General features: G+C 48.2%; 30 protein-coding genes and 1 other annotated feature. Of the genes, 5 read left to right on the forward strand and 25 right to left on the reverse strand.

What is annotated here, in order from left to right; all coding sequences use genetic code 11:
• Nucleotides 1–72: 72 nt before the first annotated feature.
• Nucleotides 73–340: a binding site (T-box leader), on the reverse strand.
• 84 nt (nucleotides 341–424) lie between these two features.
• From KJS57_RS14350 to KJS57_RS14395, 10 genes are all read right to left on the reverse strand, one after another.
• A complete protein-coding gene (locus tag KJS57_RS14350) occupies nucleotides 425–892 on the reverse strand; it encodes a heme-degrading domain-containing protein (protein ID WP_244861541.1) in 468 nt (155 codons plus the stop codon).
• Between the two features lie 47 nt (nucleotides 893–939).
• Entirely contained in the window at nucleotides 940–1,443 is a 504-nt protein-coding gene (locus tag KJS57_RS14355) for a DinB family protein (RefSeq protein WP_213655323.1), read from the reverse strand.
• A 70-nt stretch (nucleotides 1,444–1,513) separates the two neighbouring features.
• Complete coding sequence (locus tag KJS57_RS14360; protein WP_213655324.1) at nucleotides 1,514–2,134, reverse strand: class I SAM-dependent methyltransferase; 621 nt, start codon at nucleotides 2,132–2,134, stop codon at nucleotides 1,514–1,516.
• Between the two features lie 121 nt (nucleotides 2,135–2,255).
• On the reverse strand, nucleotides 2,256–3,035 hold the full coding sequence (locus KJS57_RS14365) for a TetR/AcrR family transcriptional regulator (protein WP_213655325.1): 780 nt from the start codon (nucleotides 3,033–3,035) through the stop codon (nucleotides 2,256–2,258).
• A 185-nt stretch (nucleotides 3,036–3,220) separates the two neighbouring features.
• Nucleotides 3,221–3,403, reverse strand: coding sequence for a transcriptional regulator (locus KJS57_RS14370; RefSeq protein WP_211020371.1), 183 nt, complete (start codon nucleotides 3,401–3,403; stop codon nucleotides 3,221–3,223).
• Between the two features lie 135 nt (nucleotides 3,404–3,538).
• Entirely contained in the window at nucleotides 3,539–4,084 is a 546-nt protein-coding gene (locus KJS57_RS14375; RefSeq protein ID WP_213655326.1) for a GNAT family N-acetyltransferase, read from the reverse strand.
• 47 nt (nucleotides 4,085–4,131) lie between these two features.
• Complete coding sequence (locus KJS57_RS14380; protein WP_213655327.1) at nucleotides 4,132–4,587, reverse strand: GNAT family N-acetyltransferase; 456 nt, start codon at nucleotides 4,585–4,587, stop codon at nucleotides 4,132–4,134.
• A 48-nt stretch (nucleotides 4,588–4,635) separates the two neighbouring features.
• Nucleotides 4,636–5,106, reverse strand: a complete 471-nt coding sequence (locus tag KJS57_RS14385) for a DMT family transporter (protein WP_213655328.1) — start codon at nucleotides 5,104–5,106, stop codon at nucleotides 4,636–4,638.
• 19 nt (nucleotides 5,107–5,125) lie between these two features.
• Entirely contained in the window at nucleotides 5,126–5,824 is a 699-nt protein-coding gene (locus KJS57_RS14390; RefSeq protein ID WP_213655329.1) for a Crp/Fnr family transcriptional regulator, read from the reverse strand.
• Between the two features lie 13 nt (nucleotides 5,825–5,837).
• Nucleotides 5,838–6,263: a DMT family transporter gene (locus KJS57_RS14395; protein WP_211020361.1), complete on the reverse strand. Its 426-nt coding sequence runs from the start codon at nucleotides 6,261–6,263 to the stop codon at nucleotides 5,838–5,840.
• 157 nt (nucleotides 6,264–6,420) lie between these two features.
• On the opposite strand from KJS57_RS14395, the gene KJS57_RS14400 reads away from it, so the two are divergent.
• Complete coding sequence (locus KJS57_RS14400; protein WP_213655330.1) at nucleotides 6,421–6,870, forward strand: MarR family winged helix-turn-helix transcriptional regulator; 450 nt, start codon at nucleotides 6,421–6,423, stop codon at nucleotides 6,868–6,870.
• Between the two features lie 88 nt (nucleotides 6,871–6,958).
• Here KJS57_RS14400 and KJS57_RS14405 read toward each other — a convergent pair whose 3' ends face one another.
• From KJS57_RS14405 to KJS57_RS14420, 4 genes are all read right to left on the reverse strand, one after another.
• Nucleotides 6,959–8,146, reverse strand: coding sequence for an aminotransferase class I/II-fold pyridoxal phosphate-dependent enzyme (locus KJS57_RS14405; RefSeq protein ID WP_213655331.1), 1,188 nt, complete (start codon nucleotides 8,144–8,146; stop codon nucleotides 6,959–6,961).
• Nucleotides 8,136–9,098, reverse strand: coding sequence for a D-alanine--D-alanine ligase (locus KJS57_RS14410; RefSeq protein WP_213655332.1), 963 nt, complete (start codon nucleotides 9,096–9,098; stop codon nucleotides 8,136–8,138). Before KJS57_RS14410 ends, KJS57_RS14405 begins: the two co-directional genes overlap by 11 nt.
• Before the next feature lie 13 nt (nucleotides 9,099–9,111).
• The gene (locus KJS57_RS14415; protein WP_213655333.1) at nucleotides 9,112–10,575 is read right to left on the reverse strand and encodes an aminotransferase-like domain-containing protein; all 1,464 of its coding nucleotides are present in this window, start codon (nucleotides 10,573–10,575) and stop codon (nucleotides 9,112–9,114) included.
• Between the two features lie 140 nt (nucleotides 10,576–10,715).
• Complete coding sequence (locus tag KJS57_RS14420; RefSeq protein ID WP_213655334.1) at nucleotides 10,716–11,120, reverse strand: GNAT family N-acetyltransferase; 405 nt, start codon at nucleotides 11,118–11,120, stop codon at nucleotides 10,716–10,718.
• 221 nt (nucleotides 11,121–11,341) lie between these two features.
• Between KJS57_RS14420 and KJS57_RS14425 the strand changes: the two genes are divergently transcribed.
• Complete coding sequence (locus tag KJS57_RS14425; RefSeq protein WP_213655335.1) at nucleotides 11,342–12,052, forward strand: TioE family transcriptional regulator; 711 nt, start codon at nucleotides 11,342–11,344, stop codon at nucleotides 12,050–12,052.
• An 85-nt stretch (nucleotides 12,053–12,137) separates the two neighbouring features.
• On the opposite strand, the gene KJS57_RS14430 is transcribed toward KJS57_RS14425, so the two are convergent.
• The 4 genes from KJS57_RS14430 to KJS57_RS14445 form a co-directional block, all read right to left on the reverse strand.
• Nucleotides 12,138–12,383, reverse strand: a complete 246-nt coding sequence (locus tag KJS57_RS14430) for a glutaredoxin family protein (protein ID WP_213655336.1) — start codon at nucleotides 12,381–12,383, stop codon at nucleotides 12,138–12,140.
• A 33-nt stretch (nucleotides 12,384–12,416) separates the two neighbouring features.
• Nucleotides 12,417–13,037, reverse strand: a complete 621-nt coding sequence (locus KJS57_RS14435; RefSeq protein WP_213655337.1) for a nitrite/sulfite reductase domain-containing protein — start codon at nucleotides 13,035–13,037, stop codon at nucleotides 12,417–12,419.
• A 59-nt stretch (nucleotides 13,038–13,096) separates the two neighbouring features.
• Nucleotides 13,097–15,538, reverse strand: coding sequence for a heavy metal translocating P-type ATPase (locus KJS57_RS14440; protein ID WP_280520381.1), 2,442 nt, complete (start codon nucleotides 15,536–15,538; stop codon nucleotides 13,097–13,099).
• A gap of 242 nt (nucleotides 15,539–15,780) precedes the next feature.
• The gene (locus KJS57_RS14445) at nucleotides 15,781–16,794 is read right to left on the reverse strand and encodes a UDP-N-acetylmuramate dehydrogenase (RefSeq protein ID WP_213655338.1); all 1,014 of its coding nucleotides are present in this window, start codon (nucleotides 16,792–16,794) and stop codon (nucleotides 15,781–15,783) included.
• 283 nt (nucleotides 16,795–17,077) lie between these two features.
• On the opposite strand from KJS57_RS14445, the gene KJS57_RS14450 reads away from it, so the two are divergent.
• The 3 genes from KJS57_RS14450 to KJS57_RS14460 all read left to right on the forward strand — a co-directional run bounded on the left by KJS57_RS14450 (nucleotide 17,078) and on the right by KJS57_RS14460 (nucleotide 20,289).
• The gene (locus KJS57_RS14450; protein WP_213655339.1) at nucleotides 17,078–18,424 is read left to right on the forward strand and encodes an ABC transporter substrate-binding protein; all 1,347 of its coding nucleotides are present in this window, start codon (nucleotides 17,078–17,080) and stop codon (nucleotides 18,422–18,424) included.
• 114 nt (nucleotides 18,425–18,538) lie between these two features.
• On the forward strand, nucleotides 18,539–19,396 hold the full coding sequence (locus tag KJS57_RS14455) for a carbohydrate ABC transporter permease (RefSeq protein ID WP_211020342.1): 858 nt from the start codon (nucleotides 18,539–18,541) through the stop codon (nucleotides 19,394–19,396).
• Between the two features lie 20 nt (nucleotides 19,397–19,416).
• The gene (locus tag KJS57_RS14460; protein ID WP_213655340.1) at nucleotides 19,417–20,289 is read left to right on the forward strand and encodes a carbohydrate ABC transporter permease; all 873 of its coding nucleotides are present in this window, start codon (nucleotides 19,417–19,419) and stop codon (nucleotides 20,287–20,289) included.
• Between the two features lie 49 nt (nucleotides 20,290–20,338).
• Here KJS57_RS14460 and KJS57_RS14465 read toward each other — a convergent pair whose 3' ends face one another.
• The 7 genes from KJS57_RS14465 to KJS57_RS14495 all read right to left on the reverse strand — a co-directional run bounded on the left by KJS57_RS14465 (nucleotide 20,339) and on the right by KJS57_RS14495 (nucleotide 26,003).
• Complete coding sequence (locus tag KJS57_RS14465; RefSeq protein ID WP_213655341.1) at nucleotides 20,339–20,626, reverse strand: hypothetical protein; 288 nt, start codon at nucleotides 20,624–20,626, stop codon at nucleotides 20,339–20,341.
• Nucleotides 20,627–20,778: 152 nt separating this feature from the next.
• Complete coding sequence (locus tag KJS57_RS14470; RefSeq protein WP_213655342.1) at nucleotides 20,779–22,611, reverse strand: UbiD family decarboxylase; 1,833 nt, start codon at nucleotides 22,609–22,611, stop codon at nucleotides 20,779–20,781.
• A 130-nt stretch (nucleotides 22,612–22,741) separates the two neighbouring features.
• Nucleotides 22,742–23,215, reverse strand: coding sequence for a DinB family protein (locus KJS57_RS14475; protein ID WP_213655343.1), 474 nt, complete (start codon nucleotides 23,213–23,215; stop codon nucleotides 22,742–22,744).
• A gap of 107 nt (nucleotides 23,216–23,322) precedes the next feature.
• Nucleotides 23,323–23,733 carry a VOC family protein gene (locus KJS57_RS14480; protein ID WP_213655344.1) on the reverse strand — a complete coding sequence of 137 codons (411 nt, stop codon included), beginning with the start codon at nucleotides 23,731–23,733 and terminating at the stop codon, nucleotides 23,323–23,325.
• A 197-nt stretch (nucleotides 23,734–23,930) separates the two neighbouring features.
• On the reverse strand, nucleotides 23,931–24,740 hold the full coding sequence (locus KJS57_RS14485) for an SDR family NAD(P)-dependent oxidoreductase (protein WP_211020332.1): 810 nt from the start codon (nucleotides 24,738–24,740) through the stop codon (nucleotides 23,931–23,933).
• A gap of 30 nt (nucleotides 24,741–24,770) precedes the next feature.
• Nucleotides 24,771–25,223, reverse strand: coding sequence for a MarR family winged helix-turn-helix transcriptional regulator (locus KJS57_RS14490; protein WP_213655345.1), 453 nt, complete (start codon nucleotides 25,221–25,223; stop codon nucleotides 24,771–24,773).
• A 24-nt stretch (nucleotides 25,224–25,247) separates the two neighbouring features.
• Complete coding sequence (locus KJS57_RS14495; protein ID WP_213655346.1) at nucleotides 25,248–26,003, reverse strand: SDR family NAD(P)-dependent oxidoreductase; 756 nt, start codon at nucleotides 26,001–26,003, stop codon at nucleotides 25,248–25,250.
• Between the last annotated feature and the right edge of the window lie 319 nt (nucleotides 26,004–26,322).

Consider the following 26,322-nt stretch of genomic DNA (forward strand, 5'->3'; position numbering starts at 1 on the left):
TATGATGCACGCTTGCTAAGTTTCCTTATCTTTACAGTAATAAAAAAAACCCACCCCCAAGACCTTATTAGTCTTAGGGACGAGATATTGTATACCCGTGGTACCACCCTAGATTCGCCAATATGTCGCCATATTGACCTCTTCAAGTACGGCATTGAATCTCAATGCTTATACTCTAGCTCTGTAACAGGAGCTCCTGGCACAGCATCCCCGATCTATTCGGTTCCGGTGTGCTGCTCTGAGTCTTTTTTCGATAAACCATTCTTTACTCCCTTTCAGCACAACAGGAGCTCTCTGAGAAAGAATTCGATTTATTTACTTCTCTCTTCATCGCATTTGATATTGCGATAATATTATCAAATTATCGGTCAGAGGTAAACCTAATTTTTGAATCTTTTTGAGGTTGTTCAAAAAGTCGTCCCGGTTAAGTTGCAGAAACCCTAATACTTCTTAACGCCGCCACAAGCAGGTCATGGTCCTCTTGGTCGGATAAACCCGATACCGTGATGGTACCAGCCAGTCCTTCCCCTTCAATGATAAGCGGAAACCCGCCGCCGGCGCCCACATAATCCTCAATCGGCAAGCCGTAATCCTGATCCAAGGACTTCCCTTCTTCCCGCAACCGCAGCGCGACGTGCCAGGAGCTCTCTCCGAAACGGTTTACCACATTGTTCTTCCGCCGAATCCAATCCTCATTGTCCTTCGACGTGCCTTCCATGGCATGAGCGAATAAACGCTGGCCCGAGCGGTATATTTCCGTCGTAATGCTCTTCCCCCGGCTCTTGGCCTCCTCAATGATTGCCAGTCCGACTTCAAGCGCCGTCTCATTCGTAAATTGACGAAATTGAAGCTCCTGCTCCTCCCGCTCCATTTCTTGAATCCGCTCTCTCATCCTTATCAACCTCTCCAATGGCCTGAATTCATTGCATTAGTCTATGATTAGCCTTTAGCAGCCCGTATCGCCGCGCTCTCTTCTTCATTAGGGCCGTAAACGCCCGGGGGTACCACGCCGGCTTGACGCATAAGAATCGTCATTTGCCCCCGGTGATGTATTTGATGACGTACCACGGTTTTCAGTACACCGCCGTAGGTCGTATCAATAAAACCGAATAACAGAATCCCCTGTGACAGCTTCTCGTCATTCCATTGCTGTTTTAGCGCATTAGTAACAGCATCGCTCATTTGGCGATAACCTTGAACGATGTCAGAAGCACATTCAGGAGTAGGCAGCTTATATTCCGGACCGGCGATGACCAGCCCTGCAGCACCAAGCATGATATCCAGACTGCCAACCAGGTGCCATCCCAAATCTCCAAGCGATCTTGGCTGTGCGGCCGAGACGGATTGTTTCAGGGAATCATCTGTAAGCGCCTCAAGCACCTTGAGCGTGAGAGCCTCCTCTTGGCTCCAGTCTTCCAAAAAGTCATTGATCGATCTATACATTTGGGTTATCGCTCCTTTATCTTTATGTATTCGTCTTGACAGCAAAAGTATATCACTTCAGGAAACGGCTTCACAACAAAACGGCTGATCCCGGTTTGCACCAGACTAAATGAAGCATCCCGGACATGTAATGCTCCGCTTTAATCACTTCGAGCGGTGACTCCGCAATTAACTTCATAATATCGCGGTTATAATGGCAACCGGCGATCCGATAAGCTAAAGGATCGGTAACCTTAAGGGCAGCAGCAAGGAATTTGTTCGAGCTAATGCCATGCTCCAGTAATAGTACTTGCCCTTCCGGCTTGCACCACCGGCTTATATGAGTCAGCACTTTACCGGGATCGCTGTAAGCACACAAAGAGAGTGTGGATACGACAGTATCGAACCCGTCTTCCTCAAGGCTTATCGCGTCGATATCTCCTTGAATATATTCCGCTTCCAGCCCGTATTGCGCTTCATTTGCCAATTTAGCTTTTTCAAGCATGGCCGGGCTGAAATCCACCGCCGTCAGCTTCACGTCTGAACGGTAAAAAGGCAAATTGCTTCCCGCCCCGATACCCAGCTCCAATACGTGACCTCTGGCAAAACCCAGCAAGCTTTTGCGGTAACTTGCGAGCTCGAGCTTCTCTCTTTTTTTATCATACATGTTGGCTTGCTTGTCGAATTTCTTAATACGCCGTTCAACTTTCATCTTATCACTCCCTTGTTTACTGTGTACTATCAAATATAACATTCGCATACCTACTGGTATGTTGTATCCAAAAATTAACCCGCAAATATGTCGAGGCTGCCGACTTTACGGGATGATTTCTCTATTTGCCGGGTGCTAGCCCCCGCCATAATACTTTCGCTGCAGTCTGCAATAATGGCTCCAGCTGACAGCTCACCGGATCGATTAACCATTCGATGACAATGCCCTTCATCAACGCATCCACCATAATGCCGAGAGACTGAGGGTCCAATCCTTGAGCGATATAGCCCTTCTGCTGCATTTGTGCCAGAAAGCCGCCTAAAGCTTCTAGACTTTGGCCGAACATCGCTTGCAGTTTGTGGCGTACTTCCGGTTCCCTGCTCGATGTGATGAATTCAAGAAATAGCTGCGGACCGCCGTCTCCGGCTTCCAGGCAATCAAACTGTGATTTGAGCCAAGCGTACAAAGCCGATTCGGGATCATCCGCTTCCAGAAGATCTTCGATCTGCACCGGCAATTGCCGGTTTTGCTGAATTAAATTCCGTTCCATAATCGCAAGGAACAAATCCTGTTTGCTTGAAAAATGCCAATAGACGGCTCCCTTGGTCATTCCAGCCTCGGCCGCAGCTTTCTCCAAAGAAGCGGTGGCATATCCCTGCTCCGCAAACACTTTGGCAGCGGCTTCTAAAATTCGGGTTCGGGTATCTGCGAGCGGTCCGTTATTGTCACTCTGTCTCTCCGCCAGCCAGCTTCGCAGGCCCTGCTTATCTCCAAAATGTCTGCGCACGGCAGTCCAATGTACTCCCGCCATTTTAGCGATTTCCGCAAACGTAATCTGATCGAACGGTTTGCTTTTCACCAATTCCTCCGCCGATTTCAATACTTGAGTTCGAACGCTCAATAGCTCACCCCTGGATCTTATGAAAAATCGATAGTTGTGTTGTGTTATATAGATACCGAATAGTATGTAGATATAATATTATATTGAAACATCCAGGTCAATATTACAATGAACGGCAAAAAGACCCGGACCCGATACAAACGGTCCAAGGTCTCCAGATATTATTATGTAGGTCAGGATAGCACTTACTTAACAGACGGCTCCCATTTGCAGCGAATCGGGGAAGTAATCGCTTCTTCCTTCTTCAGTTCTTTAAAGGCCTTGTCGACCTCCTTGCGGTCCAAGCCGGACAGCTGCTCCACTTCGCCTGCACTAACCGGCTTACCTGCCGCCTTCATCGCTTCAAGCACTTGCTCTTTTACACTCATTGCGTACACCTCCACTCCTACAAATTACCATAACATTAACAAACATTCGTTCCTATGCCTAGGCTGTTCGAAGAATGTTCATGATTAGGAGGTCATCGCGTTAATTTTGTTAAAATTGACAATGTTTCGTCACACTCAAAACGGGAAATCGTCCCAGTTAATTGGCGTGGTTTTGTTTTCCGCCCAATCTTCTCGAAGAATTGCATATCCGATAGAATCATGGAGCTTCCCGTCTTCCGACGGCCAAGACAATCGGTGTACCGCTTCTTTCACAAAACCTGCATTGTGAAAAGTTTTGCGCATTGCGTAATTGTCGACCCTTGTATGGCCTTCAAGCCGAATTTTATCGTCATGCTTCGTAAACACGTATTCGACAAGCAGCTTAACCGCTTGTAAGCCAATGCCTTGGCCGCGATACTTCGAAGAGATGCGAATATCGAACATAGGGGTCGGATCTTGAAGATCAAATACCCGCAGCAATCCGAGTTTTGTATCCTCATCGTTCAAAATCCAGAATGTTTTCTTCTCGTCGGTCGAGTTATATCTTCCTTGTGCAACTTGCTCGCGCACGTTACTTTCCGTCAACGTCGCTATTCCATGATACGGCCAGGTTTCACCCGCAAGAAACGCAATCAACGCTTCGGTCTCATCGTCGTTATAAGGCTTTAGACAAATAGACATAAATAACACCTACTCCTTGATCCTTTAATCATTAATTTGGAACCGATTCACAGTTCCTTCGTCATAAATAAACTGTACGGGTCCTCCACATACTCTGCAAAGGGACCGCAATATTGAAATCCAACACTTTCATACAATTTTCTGGCCGGAGCGAATGCTTCCATGGGGCCCGTCTCCAGACTAAGCCTGCGATAGCCTCGGCGTTTGGCTTCCTGAATTATATATTCCATCAGCTTTCTTGCAACGCCCTTTTTTAAATGCTGCGAAGAAGTGCGCATCGACTTGATCTCCCCGTGGTGAGCGTTAAGCTCTTTCAAGGCTCCGCATCCGAGCAATTCCTCCTGCTCCCAGACACTCCAGAACGTAATATCCGGTTTTTTTAACTTATCAAGATTAAGGGCGTGAATGCTTTCCGGCGGGGAATGCAATTCCATACTTTGCAGATGCTCCCCTATTAACCTGGCTACCTGATCTCCGGATAAATCATCGATTTTGATTTCCAACACAATTCCTCCGCAATCTTTAGTTTTATAACAATTATATAGTACGAATTATTCCCCTTGTACTGCCGGCTTTCGACCCTGCAGCAACCCTCCGAATTTGAAGACAAATATACCCGATACAATCACTATAACACCAATGAACTGTTTGAAGGTGAACGGCACTTGTTCCAATCCGAACCAGCCAAGAGAGTCCCATAACAGGGCGAAAACAAGCTGTGAGGTCATCGCGATCGAAATGGCATAGGTCGGTCCAAGCAGCTTGATTCCGTTTACCATGCAGACGACAACCCCTACGCCGATGATCCCGCTAAACCAGAACCATAGCTCCATATGTTGAACGGCAAACAGCTTCTTACCTTCTACAATCAATCCGATCACCAGGGAAGCTAAAAATCCCAACCCCAACACTAACGCGGTCGTCGCCCAGGAGTTCGCGCGTTCATTGACTTTACTATTGAAAATATTTTGCAGACCCACCAGCGCACCGGCGAGCAGCGCCCAAAAGATACCTATTAACATGGCTTTAATCTCCTTCCTTTTACTCGTAGATATTATGACTGGTTAGTGCCCGCAGCCCTTCACGATTCTTGACGATAATCCCGCCCTTGCTCCGCTCGACCAGACCTTCCGAACAAAACTGATACACGATCCGGTTCAAATGCCTGTAGCTGACACCGATCAGATTCGCCGCATCCTTCAGGCCCGCCGTACTTAACTGTTCATGAAGCAGTTCATCCGATTCGCCCGAAGAGACCGACAAAAGATAGCTTGCCAGCCGCACTTCTACGGGGTACATCAAATTGAAGCTGAACGAATTGGATTTGATATAAAACTTCTGAGTTATAATGTCCAGCAGAAACTGAAGAAATGGCGCATGGTCGTTTACATACTTCTTTAACTGGCGATATGGAATGCCGATCAGTTGAACCGGCGTAACTGCCTCAACGGTATTAACGATGTCCGTGTTTTTTACGTATTCTATGTCTCCTACGAGCTCAAGCGGTGTTTTGAAGCAGAGAACCAGAGTTCTTCCTTCCGCCGAGGTCGTATAAATTTTGAGTTTCCCTTTAACAAGTACGTAAAGCGTTCCCGATGGATCTCCTTGTGAGCATACGAGTTCACCTGCATCATAACTGTATAGTGCCATATGAGGTTTCAATGATTCCGTAAAGATCGGCTCCAAATCAAATTCCTGTAAATGCGAGTTCAGGACTTCCACGTCCAAAATCTCTTTCATGGTTCTTCTCACCTCAAAATCTTAAAATTATGACGCCTGCCACCATCAATAGTATGCCGATAAACTGAGGTGCCTGCATTTTTTGCTTGGCTACACCAAACCATCCTTTACTGTCTATAAGAAAAGTGAGGCTCAGTTGGGCAATCAGCAGTGCGGATATTGTAAAGGTAGCCCCCATCTGTTGAATCGCCGTTACGTTGCCGAAAATAATAATCGCCGCCAAAGCGCCTCCCGTCAAGTATAAAGGCTTGACCTGCTTAAATTCCCGCAACTTGCGGTCGCGGATAAATAGCAGGATCAGCAGTGCCGTTACAAACCCGGTCCATTGGGTAAGCGTGGCCGCCTGCCAGGTCCCGATGCTCTGACTGATTCGGGAATTGGCCACCCCCTGCAAAGTAATCAAAGCCCCTCCCAGGAACGCAAATAATAACCCTCTCATCGTTGGTTTCTCTCCCTTAATATCTCTAATGTTGTCTTAATTAAAAGATATCGCTATCGCCTTAGAGTTGGGAAGGACATATGTCCTCAAAAGAAAAGAAATGATATTTGCAACCTGCAACATAAAGAGATATAACTAATTTATGAGGTGAATGAATATGGAAAATACTCGCGAATTGTTTCAGATTATGACACGTCAGTTCGCACTGCTTAATAAAAATTGCTGCAGTGTCGGATCTCTCGACATCTCCCCGGTACAAAGCCATATTCTGTTCGAGGTCAGCCGCCAGCATAAGCCGTCGATGCAGGAAATCGCGGAAACGCTGGGCACGGACATTACGACTTTTAGCCGCCAGGTCCAGTCCTTGATGAAGCTGAACCTGCTTCAGAAGACGCCGGATTCAACAGACCGCCGGGTATACACCCTTTCTTTAACAACCGAAGGACAGATTGTCGCCGATTCGATTGAGCGACAAATGAACGATTACCTGGACGAAGTGTTTTCTCACTTGACGGTATTCGAGAAAGAGACGGTATTGCGGTCCGTCCGTTTGTTTAATGAGGCTTTGGCAAAATTGGAGATGAACTGCAATCCTGTTTCAGGTTAAAGTCCAATTGTCATTACTTGTATTTTACAAATTACCAAAAAACAGTCGATTCCCGAGAGGAAACGACTGTTTTTGTTTATCGCCAAGTTTAATGGCAAAGCGTAAACGATGTCTTTTGGATAGCTTTCTTAAATCGCTCGATTCGTTCCAACGCCTCACACAGTTTCTCCCGGGACGCTGCGTAAGAGCAGCGGATATGCCCTTCGCCGCCGACTCCAAAAACATGACCCGGTACGGTGGCAACTCCCTCTTCCTGCAATAGTCCCCTGGCGAACTGCTCGGAGCTAAGGCCGGTATCCCCGATGGAAGGAAAGGCGTAAAAAGCGCCCTCCGGGATGTGACATCTCATCCCAAGTTCATTCAGCCCTTGAACAAACATGACTCTGCGCCCGTCATATTCCGCTTTCATCCGGTCCTTGGCGTCAAGTCCGCTGCGCAGCGATTCCAGCGCCGCGATTTGGCCGAGTACCGGTGCGCACATGATCGTATACTGATGGATTTTCAGCATCCCGGCAATCAACTCCCGGTCGCCGCACGCATATCCGATGCGCCAGCCCGTCATGGCAAACGCCTTGGAGAATCCTCCGATCACAATACAACGATCTTTCATGCCCGGGAGCGCGGCGATGCTGAAATGCCGCTGGCCATATGTTAGCTCGGCGTAGACTTCATCCGAGATGACCAGGAGGTCATGCTGGGTGACAAGCTCAGCAATCGGCAGCCAGTCTTCTTCCGTCATGACTGCGCCTGTCGGATTGCACGGATAGTTCACCACCAATATCTTGGATCGCGGCGTAATCCGTGCAGCCAGCTCATCCGCCTCCAGCTTGAAGTTTCGCTCCGCGGAGGAAGGAATTTCTACGACCTCCGCCCCATGCAGGCGGGCGATCGGCGAATAAGCGATATAACCGGGCGCCGGAATCAGCACCTCGTCCCCTGGCGTCAGGAACGTTCGGAGTGCCAAATCGACCGCTTCGCTGCTCCCGACAGTGACTAGGATTTCATGTTCTGGCTCATACTTTAACCGGAAGCTCCCATTCAAATAGTATGAGATTTCTTCCCGCAGTTCAGGCAAACCCGCATTGGGCGTGTAGCTTGTTCTCCCTTCGTTCAAGGCGCGAATGCAAGCCTCACGCACATGCTCCGGCGTTACAAAATCCGGCTCCCCTACACCCAACTGGATGGTATCCTTCCGGCCGGCACCAGTCTCAAAAAAAGCGCGGATGCCGGATGGCGGAATATCGCGAACTAACGGCGCAATCCTCTCACTTCCCATAAGCGGTCACACTCTCCTTTTGCAGACTCAAGTTGTGAATCCCATTTTGCTCCCGTTCTTGCAGTGACAGCTCGATGATCCGATCCAGTAATTCGTTAAATTTGAGGCCCGCCGCTTGCGCACTTTTCGGCAGCAGACTGTTCGGCGTCATTCCCGGCAGCGTGTTCACTTCCAGAACATACGGAATCCCGTTGCGCAAAATCATATCTACGCGGGAATACACGCTGCATTTCAAAATCCGGTAACTGCTTATCGCAGCATCCTGCACACTTGTTTGAATTTCTGTCGGCAAAATGACCACCTGTTCCTCCGCTCCCCCGTCCTGATACTTGGCATGATAGTCAAACCACGCCGAGGCTTTAGAGCGGATGCCGATGACTGGCAACAATTCCTCGCCGACAATGGAGCAGGTGATCTCTTCTCCCTCCACCAATTGTTCGATGAGCACGGAAGAGTCCCAGCGCAGCGCTTCCTGAACGGCTGCTTTCAAAGAAGCTTCATCGGTAACCGGCAGCGTTCCGACGCTTGATCCGCCCGAATTCGGTTTGACAAACACCGGGTATCCCAGCTGTGCTACGGCTTCGGCGTCATATTCCTCCATTCCGCTCCAACAAAGCCAATCCGGCGTCGGGATTCCGGCAGCGCGAAGTAATTGCTTGGATCTATTTTTATCCATACAGAGAGCACTGGACTCTACGCCGCTTCCCGAATAAGGAATGCCCAACGATTCCAATGCCGCCTGGACGGTTCCGTCCTCTCCGTATGCGCCGTGGAGCGCAAGCAGCGCAAAATCGATACCTTGGACTTGCTCGCTAAGATCCTCCTCCTTCACGATCTCGATCGGAACCACCTCATACTTGCTGCGATCCAGCCACGCCAGCATTTCTTTTCCGGTCATCAACGATATTTCACGTTCCGAGGACATGCCTCCCATCACAACGCCGACCTTCATATTTTGCACCCCTCTACCCCTCAAGTTGTTTGGCGGCCAATCCGCCTATGATTCGAAGCCCTTTATCAATATCTTCATCACTCACCCGCGAGAAGCCGACCCGCATCGTATTGACTCCGCCACCGTCCGTAAAGAACAGGTCTCCCGGAGTAAAAATCACACCATTCTCAGAGCAAGCCTCCAGCAGTTGGTGCGTATCGAAGTTCTCCTCGAATTCAAGGAACAAATGAAGCCCTCCGTCCCCCGTTACACGGGCAAACGGAATGTATTTTTCGCAGCATAGCCGCGTCCATTCATATTTCCTTTTATACTCGGCCCGTGCTTTTTTTAAGTATTTCTCCAAATGACCATTATGCAGATATTGAAACAACACCGACTGGTCCAGCGTCGAAGTATGGATGTTCCGGGCCCGCTTTATGCTTTCCAAATAATCGATAAGCTCCCTGTCGGCCAGTACCCACCCGACCCGTAGACCGGGAAACAGCACTTTTGAGAAGCTGCCGATATAGATGACGCCATTGCCCCGTCCGGCCGTAGCGATCAGGGGGAGAGCATGGGAGCCCGAATAGCGCAGCTCTTCATTAAAACCGTCTTCAATCACCGGGATTTGATGCTCGGCCATCAGTTTCATGAGAGCGATTCTTTTGCCGGGGGAGGTTACAATCCCTGTCGGGTTATGATAAGACGGAACGAAATAGGCGCAATCGTAAGCCCGTTCGGACAAAGCCCGCTCCAGCTCCCTTAGGTTAATGCCGTCATGCTCCATCGGAATCCCCTTAATCTCGAAGCCGTTTAGCTTGAGGTTCTTGATGGCCGTATGATGCGTAGGATTTTCACAAAGGACAGCTCCGCCGTTGTTCTTCCCGAGCGCAGCGAGAATCATATCGAAACCTTCGGTAAACCCGCTGGTGATGAGCATATCTTTGCCTTGCAGATCTACGCCCTTTTGTTCCATATATCTCATCAGAAACTCAATCAGCGGCTTATAGCCTTTCGCATATCCGTAATTCAGCAGCACATTACCCTCGATAGCCATCCTGTCCAGAAAGGCCCGCTTCACATGGTCAAGGTCAAACAGGTGATCGTCCGGAGCGATGCTCGTAAAAGAGATCGTATTCCTGCCGGCGCGAATTCCGCTCTTCATCCGGTCCAGATCCACGGCCTGCCGCGCGTAGTCGTTCAAGCGGGAAGACCATTCGGTCTTCCAGGGAGGAACGGCATCGCCGGTTGCCGCAGACAAGGGCGCCACGTAGCTGCCTTTCCCCTGAAGGGTATATACGAAGCCTTCCTCTTCCAACCCCTCATAAGCGGCAATGACCGTGTTGCGGCTAACGCCAAGCAGCTGACCCATCTCGCGCGTGGACGCAAGCTTCTGATCTCCATGCAGTGCGCCTTTAAGGATTAATCTTTTTATATATTGCTTAACCTGAAGATGGACCGGTACGTCCTCCTCCAGAATTTCGAAGTCGTTAAACATAACAGCACTCCCTCCAACAACATCATGACACATTCGGGGAAGATATGAAAAGAACCACGGTGCTCCGTTTTTGACGGAGGCGTGGTTCCCGGGTTTGAAAATATGGCTGAACCAGAGTTAAAGATACTCTTTTTAAGGAGTCATCGAGTCAGAGACATACCGTAGAAGTCAGGATAAATCAGCTTAAATCCATGTTTTTGATACAACTTAAGGCCTGGAACATCCGAAACTGTTAAGATATGCGCCTCCAGGGGAGCGTTTTGAAAAAGGTAATCCAAAATTTCAAGCATCAGCAAATCACCTGCATCTGTATCCTTGAATGCCGGTTTAATGAGCACGTCCACAATTTGAAAGTAGCAGGCACCGTCTCCTATCACTCTTCCCATCCCGATAATTTCAGAGTCTTCTCCTCGAAGTGTCACGCAAAATAGTGAATTCGACAAGGCCGTAGCTGCAAATTCTTCAACCGGGGAAGTAAGACCGGCTTCCTGACGTAATTCCTGATATTCTTTTACTGTCGGTGTTTCATGAAATGTGTTCTTCATCTTGAATCTCTCCTTTTGGGCCAGGTTATACCACGAATATACAACATTCATGCAAGTGCGAAGATTTGAGCCTGAGAGTATCGGAAAAGCTGAACTGGATTTAGAGCAACCTTATCATGCTTCTTGAAGGTTCTTTGTGAATGTTTGTCCCGGATTGATGCTTTTGATATAGTGAGCATGATCAGACAAACAAGAGGATGCCAGGAAGGGAAGTGCGAAACGTGGATTACTACAAGCCCGTCGAGATTGCCCGGGAACTTCAAATCAGTACGAGCGCACTCCGCCATTACGAATCCTGGGGCGTTGTCCCGGCCCCCGAACGTGCTGCAAACGGTTATCGACTTTATACCAGAATCCATCTGGCCTATTTCCGATGTCTCCGCGCGATGTTTCCGGGGTTTGGAGTGAAAGTGACTTGTGAGGTGCTTCGTTTCATCCAGAAGAGGGATATCGATGCGGCCTTCTGGCTGGTCAACAAGGAGCAGGCTATTCTCCATCATGAAAAAGCCGCCGCCGACCAGACGCTGGCCATGCTGGATACACTGGAACTCCCTCCTTTGCCGAACAGGAGATTGAAGCAGCGCATGACTATCGGAGAAATTGCTGCATTTACCGGTTCAGCCCCGTCTGCGATTCGCCACTGGGAAAAGGAAGGATTAATCGCACCCGAACGTGATCCTGAAAACGGGTATCGTCTCTTCTCGCCGGTAGACGCGCGTAAAATTTTGCTCATTCGAACACTGAGAGGTACGGTTTACTTCCTGAAAAGCATGAAGGAAATCGTTCAGGCAGTAGAAAACCAGTCCATAGACAAGGCCAAAAAAATTACCGAGCAGGCCATCTTCTCAATAAATGAGCGCAACAGACAACAATATTTGGGCCTTCATCAACTGATTGAACTTTGTAAGGAGCTTAAATTAGTTACAAAATAATTATTATGTAAACTATTAGAATTGATTGAACATACTATAACCCGGATCGAAACCGATCCGGGTTATAAGAATACTGATATTCATATTATTGCTGGCTTACCAATTCATGAATTTCGGAGAAATGATCCGCAAACCCGACGAATACCTGATCGCCGATCACGATGGTTGGTACGATCTGTTTACCCGTCAGTTCCCAAACGATTTTCGGATACTCCTCGTTTTCCTCACAATTGAATTCCTCAAAAGGCACCTGCTGTTCTTTAAAAAAACGTTTGGCGTTATTACAATCACTGCAAGTCGGAATCGTATAAATCTTCACCGGTTTGGTCATTACGAATATCCCCTTTCTTGGATCATTTCTGAATTACGCTGCAGCTTGCCGCAATTCTTCCAGCGAGATGCGGTCGACAAATTTACTGAATTTCTCTTTCGGCTTCGCATGCTCTTTATAAAAATAGATGAGGGCACTAACGACCGGAATGAGCTGATTTGCGGATAGGCCGGTCATAAGCTTGCTGGCGAACTTCGGTTTGATTCCCTTAGGATCACCGCCGACATAAATGTCGAAGGTATCTCTCATCTTCACTACGCCGATATCTTTGAGCAATGGTTCGCTAGTTCCGAGTGCACAGCCGGCGTAACCGATCTTGAGCGGCGCCGGAGTCTCGATTCCCGCGATGACTTCGTTTAAAGCCCGGGCCGTATCCAGCCCGGCCTCCTCCGCCCCTCTGCAAAATTGACATGCAATCAGGCTCTTGCTTACAAAACCGGCAGGGTAAACTTCAAGACCAGATTGCTGAAGCTCCTCTTCGATGGTCCTCATGTCATTTTCGGCGATTTCGATATAGATCTGTCTGAAATTAGTCATTTCGATCATGGCATCAGGTTCTGCAACTCTACCGATCTTCATCAGTTGCTCCGGGGTAAACAGGCTGCCGCCTAATTGAACTGCCGGAGCCACTGCAATCCTTGTGTGATCTCCCATATGCGCCTCCTAGATTGATCTTAAAACAAATAGTTAATCATATTAATTCATCACATTAATTATCGAATTTTGACACGTTGCAGGCGGAGTGCATTCAGTACAACGGATACTGAGCTGAGCGCCATTGCCGCGCCTGCAACCCAAGGGGCAAGCAGACCGATGGCTGCAACAGGGATACCCAGCGTGTTATAACCAAGTGCCCAGAACAAGTTTTGCTTAATGTTTGTCATGGTTTTACGGCTCATATAGATCGCGTCAGGAATGCTGGACAGATCACCGCGCATCAGAGTCACATCCGCAGCTTCCATAGCCACGTCTGTACCGGTTCCGATGGCCATCCCAATATCTGCCGTCGCCAGTGCCGGCGCATCATTAATGCCGTCTCCCACCATGGCAACGATCTTTCCTTGCTCCTGGAGCTTCTTAACTTCTTCCGCTTTGCCTTCGGGCAGCACTTCCGCGCGGACATGATCGATACCTACTTGCGCGGCGATGGATTTGGCTGTCCGCTCATTATCTCCCGTAATCATGATGACCTGAATACCCATCTCTTTCAAACGGCTTACCGCGGCTTTGGATGTTTCCTTGATCGTATCCGCGACAGCTACCATACCTGCATAACGGTTATCGAACGCGACCAGCATAGCGGTCTTACCGTCTTCCTCCAACCGGGACATGGTGTCATAAGCCTGCTTGGCGTCTACTCCGTGTTTCTCCATCAGTTTGCGAGTCCCTACAAGAATGGTCTTTCCGTTTGCAGTCGCCTGAATGCCGTAACCCGGAATTGCTTCAAAAGTGACCGTTTCCGCCAATTCAATATTTTTCCCCCGGATTCCCGCTACGATCGCTTCGGCAAGCGGATGCTCCGAATTTTTCTCGGCCGCACCGACCAGAGCAAGGAATTCCTGCTCGTCGCCTTCCGGCAATACATCCGTAAGCTCCGGTTTCCCGTTCGTTACCGTACCGGTTTTGTCGAGAATGATTGTATCGATTTTGTGGGTTTGCTCCAGATGCTCGCCGCCTTTGAACAGGATTCCGAGTTCGGCAGCCCGACCGGATCCCGCCATAATAGAGGTTGGCGTAGCCAAGCCAAGCGCACAAGGACAGGCGATGACGAGCACGGCTATTGCTTTTTCCAATGCTTCTGCAAAGTTCCCTGGCGTTACCAGGAAGTACCACACTAAGAAAGCAACTACGGCGATGCCTACAACAATCGGCACGAAAATTCCTGAAATTACGTCTGCCACACGTTGGATCGGAGCCTTCGAGCCTTGGGCTTCCTCTACAACTTTGATAATTTGAGCCAGGGCCGTTTCTTTGCCCACTCTCGTTGCTTGAACTCGCAGCATCCCGTTCTTGTTAATGGTCGCACCAATGACGGTGTCGCCAGGTTTCTTCTCTACGGGAAGGCTTTCGCCGGTCAGCATCGATTCATCTACGGACGACAAACCTTCCAGAACCTGACCGTCCACCGGAATTTTTTCGCCGGGACGAACAAGGACGATATCACCGGCAACAACTTCTTCCACCGGTAACGTAAGCTCCTGGCCGTCACGTACGACCAAAGCGGTCTTGGCTTGAAGGCCCATCAGCGATTTGATCGCTTCGGAAGTGCGCCCTTTCGCCAGCGATTCGAACAATTTCCCCATGATGACCAGGGTAATCAGCACTGCGCTCGTTTCGTAATACAACGAAGGTCCGTGATGCATACCGCCCCCTTCAGCGGCCCAGACGATCGTGAGGTATAAGCTGTAGAAGTAGGCGGCCGAGGTGCCGAGAGATACCAGCACATCCATATTGGCGCTGCCGTTACGGAGCGCTTTATAAGCGCCTATATAGAACGTTCTTCCGATGATGAACTGAACAGGCGTGGCCAGAATCAACTGGAACCATGGATTCATGAAGATTTCTGGCGTGTAAATCCAGGAAGTGAACGAGAAATGGCCGACCATCGTCCACAACAACGGGAAAGAGAGGATCGCAGAAATGAGCAATTTCAGCTTCTGACGCCGCACTTCCTTTCCGCGCCGGTCGCCCTTCTCTTCGTTTTCCTGTTTCGTTATTGCCTTATAACCGAGCTGTTTGACTTTGTTCTGCATATCCGTAACGGAGATTTCACCAGGTGAATACTCCACATGCGCGGTTTCCAGGGCGAAGTTGACGGAGGCTCCGGTTACCCCCGGAAGCTTCTGCAACCCTTTTTCGATCCGGTTCGCACAAGCGGCGCAGGTCATGCCCTCCAGTTTAAAGTCGACGGCTTCTTTCGCTGTCCCGTAACCCAGCTTTTTGATCGTTTCCTCCATCCGGTTTATATCAACGATGGCCGGGTCAAAAGATACGCTTGCTTTCTCTAAAGCAAAGTTGACATTGGCCGCCGATACTCCCTCCAGTTTGTTCAGACCTTTCTCAATCCGGTTGGCACAAGCGGCGCAGGTCATACCTGTAATTTGAAAATTGGCCTGCTTACTGGGATTCGCTGTATTTGCAGTGCTATCGTTCACGTCACTTCCTCCTAATCCTAAGGGTTATTGTTTTATTTCTAATGTTGGACTTTATTCTGGCTTCCATTCATTTCTTGTTCATAGTATACCCCCCTACCCTATAATTAGTCAACACCAATTTACGAAACCCCCGTACCGTATATTTGATTCATTCATATTCCAAGGAATTCTCCTGTTCTCCTATAACAGAAAAGCCCGGATCAGCACAGTTGATCCAGGCTCGCTTATTATCCCGATAAATTTTATGACACAATGACTACTTCCGCTTCCGGAACAAAGCCGAAATGCTTGTCTATCGATTCCTGCACTATCCGAATTAGGTAAATGACATCCTCCGCCTTGGCTCCTCCCCGGTTTTGGATAACATTGCCGTGAACAGGTGAAATCATGGCGTTGCCATGCTGCGTGCCTCGAAGATTCAATCGATCCGCCAACTTTCCGATGGGTTCGCCAATGGAATAATTGTTTTTGAAGACCGACCCGCATGAAGGATATTCAAAATGCATTTTCCCGGTCCGGTCAGCAATGATGCCTCGCAAAGGAGTCGCAGTCGGATCGTCCTCCTGCTTAAGCCGATTTAAACATCTCATATAAAAGTTAGAGAATACTTGCAAACTGGAATTCTCGAGAATTCCACTATCCAATTCGGCCAGAAACGGTTGGAGAGCTTCCGGGCGGACCGGAAACTGCTTCAATTTCAAATCGGCGCTCACGATGAACCAGTTTTTTCTTTGAAAAATCGATCGCTTATAGGCAAATTCGCACTGCTCTACGCTTATTGTTCTGATCCCTTGCCGGGGATCGTCAAGATCCACATAGTAAACCCTATCTATATAATCGCTGATATGGCTGCTGAAATATTTCGCATTCATATATATCCCGCCGCCTAAGGTTCCGGGGAGCAAGAAACAGAAATCAAAGTCGGATGTCCCGACGACTGCGCCCATCATGGCCAATAAAGACATAGGCGTCCCCGCAGCTACATGGAGCCGCTCTTGATTCAGAGTGATTTCTATATGGGAACGTGTGGATATAAATAAGGTATCCGGGTTGGGGTGGTCGGGAAACAGCAAATTGGACCCCATTCCGAAAAACAACGGATTCAGACCATGTCTCCATGCGGCTTCCAACACTTCCAGCACATCGGTATCCTTACGGGGCAATGCCAAAAACCTTGCATTACCGCCTATCTCATAGGTTGAATATCGGGATAAGGGCTGGTCCTTTTGAATACATGCAAGTTCCATAGATGTCATTTGAAACTCCTTCCTGATGCTAGGCGCAAACAATAAATGCCTACATTAACATACAACAATGTATATTATGTAGGCAGCTTATCCAGATTGCAATCTGTGACCGAGGAGATCTTGTTCCATTTTGTCGATAAATGTTGAAAATTGTACCAGTACATCCAAATTGTAAAATTTTATCCCTGAATTATAGAATTATCCCCCTGTCTGGATTTGGAAACGTAGATTAATCTTTTAGTAACCAACCAGAATTACACAAATTATTAATATTTCGCTGGGGGGATTTGAATTGAAAAGGTCTTCATTAGTACTGCTCAGTATCATGTTAGTATTCTCCATGTTTCTTGCCGCGTGCGGAAATAAAAGCGCTAACAATCCAGCGCCGGCCGAACCTACAAACAATTCCGCGGCCACGACTGAACCGCAGCCTGAGGAAACTAAAGCACCTGATCCGGTCAAGCTTCGCGTGTTCTCGACGTTCGGCGGCACGGATGCTGCTCGTGAGGCGTTCCAAGGTGTAATCGACGAGTTTACCGCCAAATACCCTCACGTCACCGTTGAGAATGACACACTGTCGGCCAACGACGACGGATTCCGTACCAAAGTCAATACCGATATGACAAGCGGTAACGAGCCCGATCTGCTGTTTTACTTTATCGGAACGGATGCGGAATGCTTCGTGAATGCCGGTAAAGTAGTTCCATTGAACGAAATTCTGGATGCCAATGCGGAATGGAAGAACGGATTTATTCCGGATGCTCTGAAATTGGCTACACAAAAAGACGGCAACATCTACGCTGCTCCGCTTACTGGATACTATGAAGGATTATTCGTAAACAAGAAAATTTTCGAAGATAACGGCCTGGAGCTTCCAACAGATTGGGATAAGCTGACGACTGCTGTGAAAACGCTCTCAGCGAAAGGGATCATTCCGCTCTCCGTACCTTTCGACCAATCGCATTACCTGATTGAGCATACGATTCTATCGGCTGCCGGCCCGGAAGGTCAGAACAAAGGCCTGCTTGACGGCATCGATCCGAACTGGGAAAAAGCTTATGCCGCTATGAAGGAACTGTATGACCTCGGAGCTTTCCCGAAAGATGCAGCTACGATTGACCTGGGTATGTCCGGAAACTACTACAGTGAAGGTCTGGCCGCAATGACCCTCGAAGGCTCCTGGGCAGTTGGAAGCTGGACCGAGGAAACTCGTAACAATTCGACGGTAATTCCGTTCCCGACCGTCCCTGGCGGTGTGGGAAGCGGTAACGACATCATTGGCGGCTTCGGATCCGGCTTCTATCTCTCTAAAGCTGCATATGACAACGCTGCTAAAAAAGATGCGGTAGTTGAACTGTTGAAGCATCTGACATCCCCTGCCAGCATCCAAAAGATCGCCAGCGCCAACGGCGGTACTCCTGCCGCGGACGTTGAAGTCACAGGGCTTGCACAAGTTGCTCTTGACGGATTCGCAATGGCTGCCAAAGCAAACGTAATCAGCGCTCCGGTTGACAGTAAGGTTGCTCCGGAAACCTTCTCCGATCTTCGCGCTAGCGTTCAACAAGTGGTCACCGGCAAGAAAACGCCGACTCAAGCGATCGAGAGCGCCAAAAAAGTCGAGGATGCCAACAAGAAGTAATCTCATTTTTGAAGGCAGAGCTCATAAACGGATCAGCGCCGCACCGAAAGATTTCTTCGGGCGGCGTAGCCGTTTATCCGCCAAAGTCACAAATTCACAACAAAGGTGATGATTATGAAGGGTGATCGTAAGTATATCTTCATGTTTCTCCTGCCGTCCGCGGTGTTAATGGCTGTCTTTTTATATTATCCGTTCTTCAAGAGCTTGTACTTGAGCTTCTATCGTACCAAGGGCTTCTTTGACAAGAAGTTTATAGGCTGGGATAACTACAGCCGCTTATTCTCGGATAAGTTATTAGGCGCGGCGACGCTACATACGTTGGAAATCATGCTTTTTGTTATCATTTTTCAGGTCGGAATTGCCCTGGTTCTCGCCGTCCTGGTGGAAAGCATCGGCCGATTGCAGAACTTTTACCGCAGTGTATTCTTTTTCCCTGTAGTCATTTCCGGAACGGCCATCTCTCTCCTGTTCGTTCTGTTTTACAACTATAATTTTGGTCTTTTGAACGGCATACTGGCTAATTTCGGCATCGAAAAGGTACTGTGGCTGAGCGAATCAAATGCACTCGCGGCGGTATCCATCCCTACGGTATGGCATTATGTCGGCTTTTACTTCATTTTGTTCCTTACAGCGATGTCAAAAATCCCTTCCGACTATTACGAAGCCGCCAAGCTGGAAGGCATTAACGCCTTTAAGCGGACGACCATGCTCACGATTCCGCTGATCATGAGCGACATCAAGGTTGTTATCACGCTGGCCATTACGGGTACGCTTAAAGTGTTTGAATTCGTGTGGGTTATTACGAGCGGACAGAACGGCACGGAAGTGCTTGGCACTTATATGTACAAAAAAGCGATGGTTGACCAGAACTTTGGATATGGATCGACGATTGCCATTTATATGGTCGTATTCGGTGTACTTCTGGCTTTACTTGCCAATCGTTTGTTGAAAAGAGAAGAGATTACTTACTAACCTTATAGGGGTGTACAGTTATGCAGCCAACGATTTCTGCGGAACGCAATGTCCAGCGGGGTGAATTCAGGCGATTTAGAATCGGCAAGGCCTTGATCTACTTTGTATTGTCGGCCTGGGCCATGACTACGATTTACCCGTTATTCTGGATCGTCAACAACTCCTTCAAGGTGTCCAGAGATGTCATGAACAACTCGTTCGGCATCGCCTGGAACGTAGACCTTGTCAATTATACGAATGCTTTTGACCGTATCAATATCGGCAAAAGCTATATCAACAGTTTGATCATGTCGGGAAGCACGGTACTGCTTGTGTTAATTTTCGGCGGTTTGGCAGCTTATGTACTATCCAGGTTCACCTTTGCGGGGAAACGCGCTATCTATTCCCTTTTATACGCCACCCTGCTGATCCCTACTTTCGCAACAGTGGTTCCGGTGTACGAACTTCTGATTAAGACCACCATGGTGAATACGTACTGGGGGCTCATCTTCCCCCATACGGCAGGAAACTTAACGTTCGCCATTCTCGTTATGGCTGGTTACATGTCGACGATCCCAAAAGAACTGGAAGAAGCGTCTTTCATAGACGGAGCTAACCGTATGCAAATGTTTACCAAGGTATTCATGCCCATTTCGAGACCTGTATTTGCATCGGCCAGTATATTTGTCTTTCTGTGGTCGTATAACGACTTATTCTCGGCTTTTATCTTCGTCAACAAAGAAAATGTCCGTCCGATCGTCGCCTTGCTGAATGAAATCAGTTCACAATACGGCACGGATTTCGGCCTGATGGCCGCAGCCGTCTCCCTAACCGTCATCCCAGTGCTGATTATTTACTTATTTATATCCAAGTTTATTCAAAAAGGCTTGACCGAAGGTGCGGTCAAGGGATGAATTACAATGCAGAAGAGGGGGAGCTCGATTCCCCCTCTTCGATTTGTTACTATATCCATTCAATCCGGGTCAAAAGTTGATACTTCATCAGGGCCATAATGAAATCAATATAATACTCCTTACGGACTATGATTTTATGGCGCTGATCTTCGTACATGTAGAATAATGCATCCGTATATACGTCGTTCTCCGCGAATTTTTTCTGTACTTCCTTTAATCTCAAAGCTAATGGTTGATCCCCGATAAATTTGATTTCAAATTCCACATCCGAGTCGCCCTCAGTTTCTAGGATCAATATCTCTTCCTTATCAAATTCGTATTTCAGCTGCAAGCTCATCACTCCCAAGCCTCTTATTTGTCTAACCTTCGTATTCAGTAAATTTTACCATAGTGGTTTATTGGCTACAAACGAAATCCCATATACTGCGATCTATAGTATTTACGATAATAAAATTACATAAAAAACGCCCAATGAAGGGCGTTTCGTCTCTACAACTTGATACCGCTCAGGCTGCCGCCTTTAGCAAACAGCCGGTCAATGCTTTTCTCTACGCTTGGATCCGGAATCAACGGCGGCGCTTGGTGCGGTTTGGACCGGGCATCGATAATCATGCTATCGCAGCCCCAGTGCTTGTCCTGATAATAGCTGTTTACACCATAGATGTCGTGCGACGGGTTGCTTCGCGTAAAAGTAACCCAAAGGAAGTTCCGCAGCGTCTCGCTCACAAATGAACTGTCATCGCAAACAATGATCATCGGGCAGGAGTCCAGTCCGCCTTTTTCTTGAATCGCCTTACCGAAGTCTTCCATTTCCTGTTTGGATTGCATGTAGGATTCAAATTTCGGTCCTTGAACCGCAACGACTCCAGGCATAACAAGCTTCGGATTTACGAATTCGCGAATGTCTTGCAGTTCCACGGGAGTTTCACGACACAAATCCCTTCTCTTGTCGCCATAGGCTGCAAACACGACTTTACTGCCACTGTTCAAGCCGGTACCGGAATAGTCAAGCGTGTCGATCGTAGTATGGGTTTGAAAATGAATGTCCCGGTGCAGATCGATCCGTTCCAGGATGTAAGTCAAGAAATCAATTTCCCGATGCGTATCCAGCGGGATGTTCTCTTCGGCCGTGATGAACAAATATTTCGCCAGACTAAGTTGGCCTGTGCCAAGAATCCGGTTGGCGATTGTCAACAATTCTGCGGGCCGCTTAACCTTCTGGAACGGGGTATAGCGTTCACTTCCGATGGCGAACAAGAGCGGATGCACGCCGGCCGCATCGACCGCGTGAACCTCTTTTACGCCCGGAATTTCCTGGCGAACGGCATCGCCAGTCAGCTCATGAATGAGCTCACCGAAGGCGGTATCCTCTTGTGGAGGCCGTCCGACAACGGTAAATGGCCAAATCGCGTTCGGTCTGGCGTACACTTTGTGTACCTTCATGACCGGGAATTGGTGAACCAGGCTATAGTAGCCCAGGTGATCGCCGAAAGGTCCTTCCGGTTTGGTCTCACCCGGGTGGATTTCGCCCGTAATGACAAAATCCGCTTCATGGCTGATACAATAACCGTCCATGTAACTGTAGCGGAATCTCCGCCCGCTCAGCATCCCTGCGACCGTCAATTCACTAAGACCTTCCGGCAGCGGCATTACGGCGGACAGCGTATGCGCCGGCGGGCCGCCGACGAAACAGCTCACCTTTAACGGCTCCCCTCTCTTGTTCGCCTTATCCTGATGAATCCCGATGCCGCGGTGAATCTGGTAATGGACTCCGATTTCTCGGTCCTGGTCGTACGAATTTCCGCTGAGCTGAATACGGTACATGCCCAGATTGGAATTCATGATTCCCGGCTTGTCCGGATCCTCGGTATACACCTGAGGAAGCGTGATGAAGGCTCCTCCATCCATAGGCCAATGCTGGATCTGCGGCAGATCGGATATATGTATTTCCTGGGCTGTCACCGGACGGCGGCTGAACCCTTTCATAGGCAGCGCTTTTAAAGCCGCTAATCCGGTGCCTACGCTTTTAAACGGATTTTTAAGTGCCGATAACGGATTATTGCGTAGGGCGATAATATTTTGCGTGTTATTCCAAGTCTTCCGGAATATAAATTGGCTGCGCTCCATCGTGCCGAATAGGTTGGACACCGCGCGGAATCTGGAGCCTTTTACGCGTTCGAACAGTAAGGCCGGACCGCCTGCCTCATACACTCTAAGATGAATCGCAGCCATTTCAAGATAAGGATCCACCTCTTCTTGAATCCGGACCAGGTGGCCGTGTTTTTCCAGATCGAGTACACATTCTTCCATATTGCGATACATACGGGATTAGCTCCATTTCTATTGACATTATGCTATATAAGCAGAACTAGTAAAAATATGATTTAAGTACAACATTATTAGCATAATCCAGATTCCCGAACGTATCAACCAAACTTATAGTGAATTTATTCTATTGCCCTCTTATCATTTTATTGATCCATTTGATCTTCTCAAAATGCATGCCCTCATGATAGAGACAGAAGTTTAAGAATTCTTCCACGGTGGTCAAGAGAAGACCTGAGGAAGTAGTGTAGGACTGAAGCGCCTTTTCTTGGAGCCGCTTACCGAGCCGTTTTTCGATCCGCTGGGTTTGCCCGCCGAGAAGTTCCGTGATTTCATCTAACGAAGGAACCGGATATGGCTCGTTACCGGGTTTGGACCCTGGTCGATATAATTCTTCAAAATGATCCGGTAACGACATTTCTTCGCCGATAAAATGAAAGGCATTCCGTTCCAGAACGAAGTAGAGGTGACCTAGATTCCACTTGATATGATTGTTCATTCCTTCAATAACTACTTCCGATTGCTCTTCGCTGAGACCGACAACTAGCTTCATAGTGTTCTTTCTTACAAAGTGAAGCTGATCAAACAGATAATGGCTCATGGGAAACCTCCAATTTCATTAAAAATACAAACAAACCACCGCTCCGGGCGGTGGTTTGGAGAATTAGGATGAATTCGCCTAAACTTAATATACTCCCGGTTTTGCGATTACTCAATCGTCGCGGGATCCATGTAAAACACTTCCCACAGATGTCCATCAGGTTCCTGGAAGCTCCAGCTGTACATAAAGCCGTGATCCACCGGATCATTATACTTCGTTCCCCCGGCCGCCAAAGCCCGGTTTACGATCTCGTCAACCTGCTCCCTGCTCTCTGCGGATAAGGCGAGAATCACTTCGGCATGTCTGGATGTATCACTAATTTCCTTATTTATAAAACTCTTGAAATGCTGTTCAGTCAGCAGCATAGCATAAATATGCTCGCTGATCACGAGACAAGCCGCATCTTCGCTCGTGAATTGAGCATTAAATTGAAATCCGATCTCGTTAAAAAACTTTTTCGTCGTTTCCAAATTTTTTACTGGCAAATTGACAAAGATCTGGTTCATTCGAACTGCCATCGGAATACCACCTTATCTTGGAATGGGATTGATATAGCCAGTATGACTGTTCATGATGTAATTAATCTTTGTCCGCAAGGAATTATTGAGAACAAAGGTTCGTAAATATCCTATCATATAAGACAATATTTTGGAATTAAAATTTTGAAATATTAACCAATAAAAAAAAGCCGCATTTCTGCGGCTTCTATTCCCGTTTACTTAGACTGGGCTTGAGCCATATAAGCATTGAAATCGGCGATGCTCGGATTCGCCATATAATGGCCGCCTTCCACCTGGAACGTCTGCCCGGTAATAAATTTGGATTCATCCGACGCCAGGAACAAGACGGTATATCCGATATCGTCCGGTTCTCCATGATAAGGAAGAGCGTTGAACTTTTCGAATATATCAAGTACGGCTGGAGGCATATTATTTTTGGCTGCAGGCGTCAACACGAGCCCTGGCGCCACTCCGTTGCAGCGGATCCGGTCTTTGCCGTATTGCGCGGCAATGTAGCGGGTTAAGTTGACAACGGCCGCTTTGGAAGCGCCGTAGGCGGAGCGCAAAGCGTCTCCGGCAAATGCCGCCATGGATGCGGTATTGATAATAGAACCGCCGCCCGCCTTAATCATATGAGGAATCGCGAACCGGCTTCCGAGCAGAACACTTTTGGTATTCACGTTCATCAAACGGTCCCATTCATCCAGGTCGATATTAACGACATCAAGATCTTTTTGTAAGTTCGTAACCCCAACATTGTTGTAAAGCACATTTAGCAATCCGTATCGGTTAACCGTAAATTCAACGGCGTCCCGGATCGATTCTTCTTTGGAAGCATCCAAAAAAATGCCGGTCGCTTCGCCTCCTGCTTTTTGAATCTCGGCGGCCGCTTCCTCGGCTCCCGCCGTATTAAAGTCCGCGATGACAACTTTGGCTCCTTCTTTGGCCAACAGCGTTGCCGCCGATAAGCCGATGCCTGAAGCCCCTCCCGTAATTAATGCTACCTTGCCCTGTACTCGTCCCATACCTGATAGTCATCCTTTCTGCTACGATTTCTATTCCTGATTTTCTTCTTGCGACTGTAAGCGCTGCAGGTTATCCAGCAACTTCTCATGAATCGCCAAATACTGCCGTACCTCTTCATCAGTAAGCACTTGAAACAGCTCGGAGCGCAGCTCCTGCCCTCTTCGGTGTGCTTCCTCAAACATTTTCCGGCCCGGTTCGGTTATGGCCAGTAAGACATTTCTCCGGTCGCTCTCGTTATACTGTCGTTCAGCGAGTCCCAGCCTTATGAGCCGGTTGGCGATGTTCGTCATCGCCCCCGGAGTATAGCCTAACTTTTTCGCCAAAATCGTATGCTTTTGCGGGCCGTTAGCCTTCAACTCACCTAGCACAATGATTGGGGAAATCCCTATATTATGAGGAAATGATTTCATCCACCGAATGATTGCTTCGTTCGTAAACAGCTCTCCAATGTGAATCAACTTAAAAAGATCGGCTTGCTCCAAGATCGTCCCCCATCTCATTACCGATTATCTGAGTTTGGTCGCTCCGCCATCTACCATGATGGTTTGACCGGTAATATAAGCCGAATCCTCGCTGGCAAGGAATACCGCAACCCGTCCGATATCCCCTTCCAGTTCGCCCAAGCGTCTGAGCGGAATACGATTCAGCATCGCTTGATATTCTTCTGGATGCTCTGCACCCCACTGTTGAATACCAGGCGAATTAGCAATCGGGGAAATGATATTGACGTTAATTCCGAATTCGCCAAATTCATTGGCCGCCACCCTGGTAATGCCCCGGATCGCCTCTTTGGCCGCCGCATAGCTGCCCTGGTTGACATCCCCGTTAATGCCCGCGCCGGAGGCAAAGTTGATAATGTTGCCTTTAGTTTCTTTCAAATAAGGCAATGCTGCCTGCATCAAATATAGTGTCGGGTAGAACCCGGTATTAAAGGAAAGATCCAGGTGCTCCTGTGTCATCTCGGCAATTGAGACCATTTTAGAGGCGTGCGCATTGTTGACCAGAATATCGAGCTTGCCCAAGCGGTCTACAACCTGTTGCACGATACCGGCCAGTTTATCGCGTTCCGCCAAGTTAGCCGGAATAAACATGGAATCGGGAGCATATTGCTGAAGCTCCTTCAATGTCTGCTGGCCCACTTCTTCATTCAAATCCGCGATTGCAACAGTTGCGCCCTCTTTGACGAACGCCATCGCCATTCCTTTTCCGATTCCGGAAGCCCCCCCGGTAATTAAGGCTACTTTGTTTGTGAGTTTTGTCATTGTGCACATCTCCTTCGGATCTATTATAATCCTATATATTTTAATATTAAAGTATTTAAAATTAAAACAAATAGGTGTATACTATTGCATAACAAGACTGTTCCCGGATCAGATCCTAAGAACAGTCTTGTTCATTTTTATTAGGTTTTATGCCTACAGCTTCCACTTATTTATTCCTGTTCACTATTCCTCACTAGAGTAAAGGGCAGATGATTTCTGCCCCTCCTCATCAAACCGTACATGAGGTTTTCCCTCATACGGCTTTCCGATGTTCGTCATTCATGCGCATGCGATTTATAAAAGCGTCCTTAGTCCATAT

The organism is Paenibacillus vini, from assembly GCF_018403325.1.
In the GTDB taxonomy this organism is placed as follows: domain Bacteria; phylum Bacillota; class Bacilli; order Paenibacillales; family Paenibacillaceae; genus Fontibacillus; species Fontibacillus vini.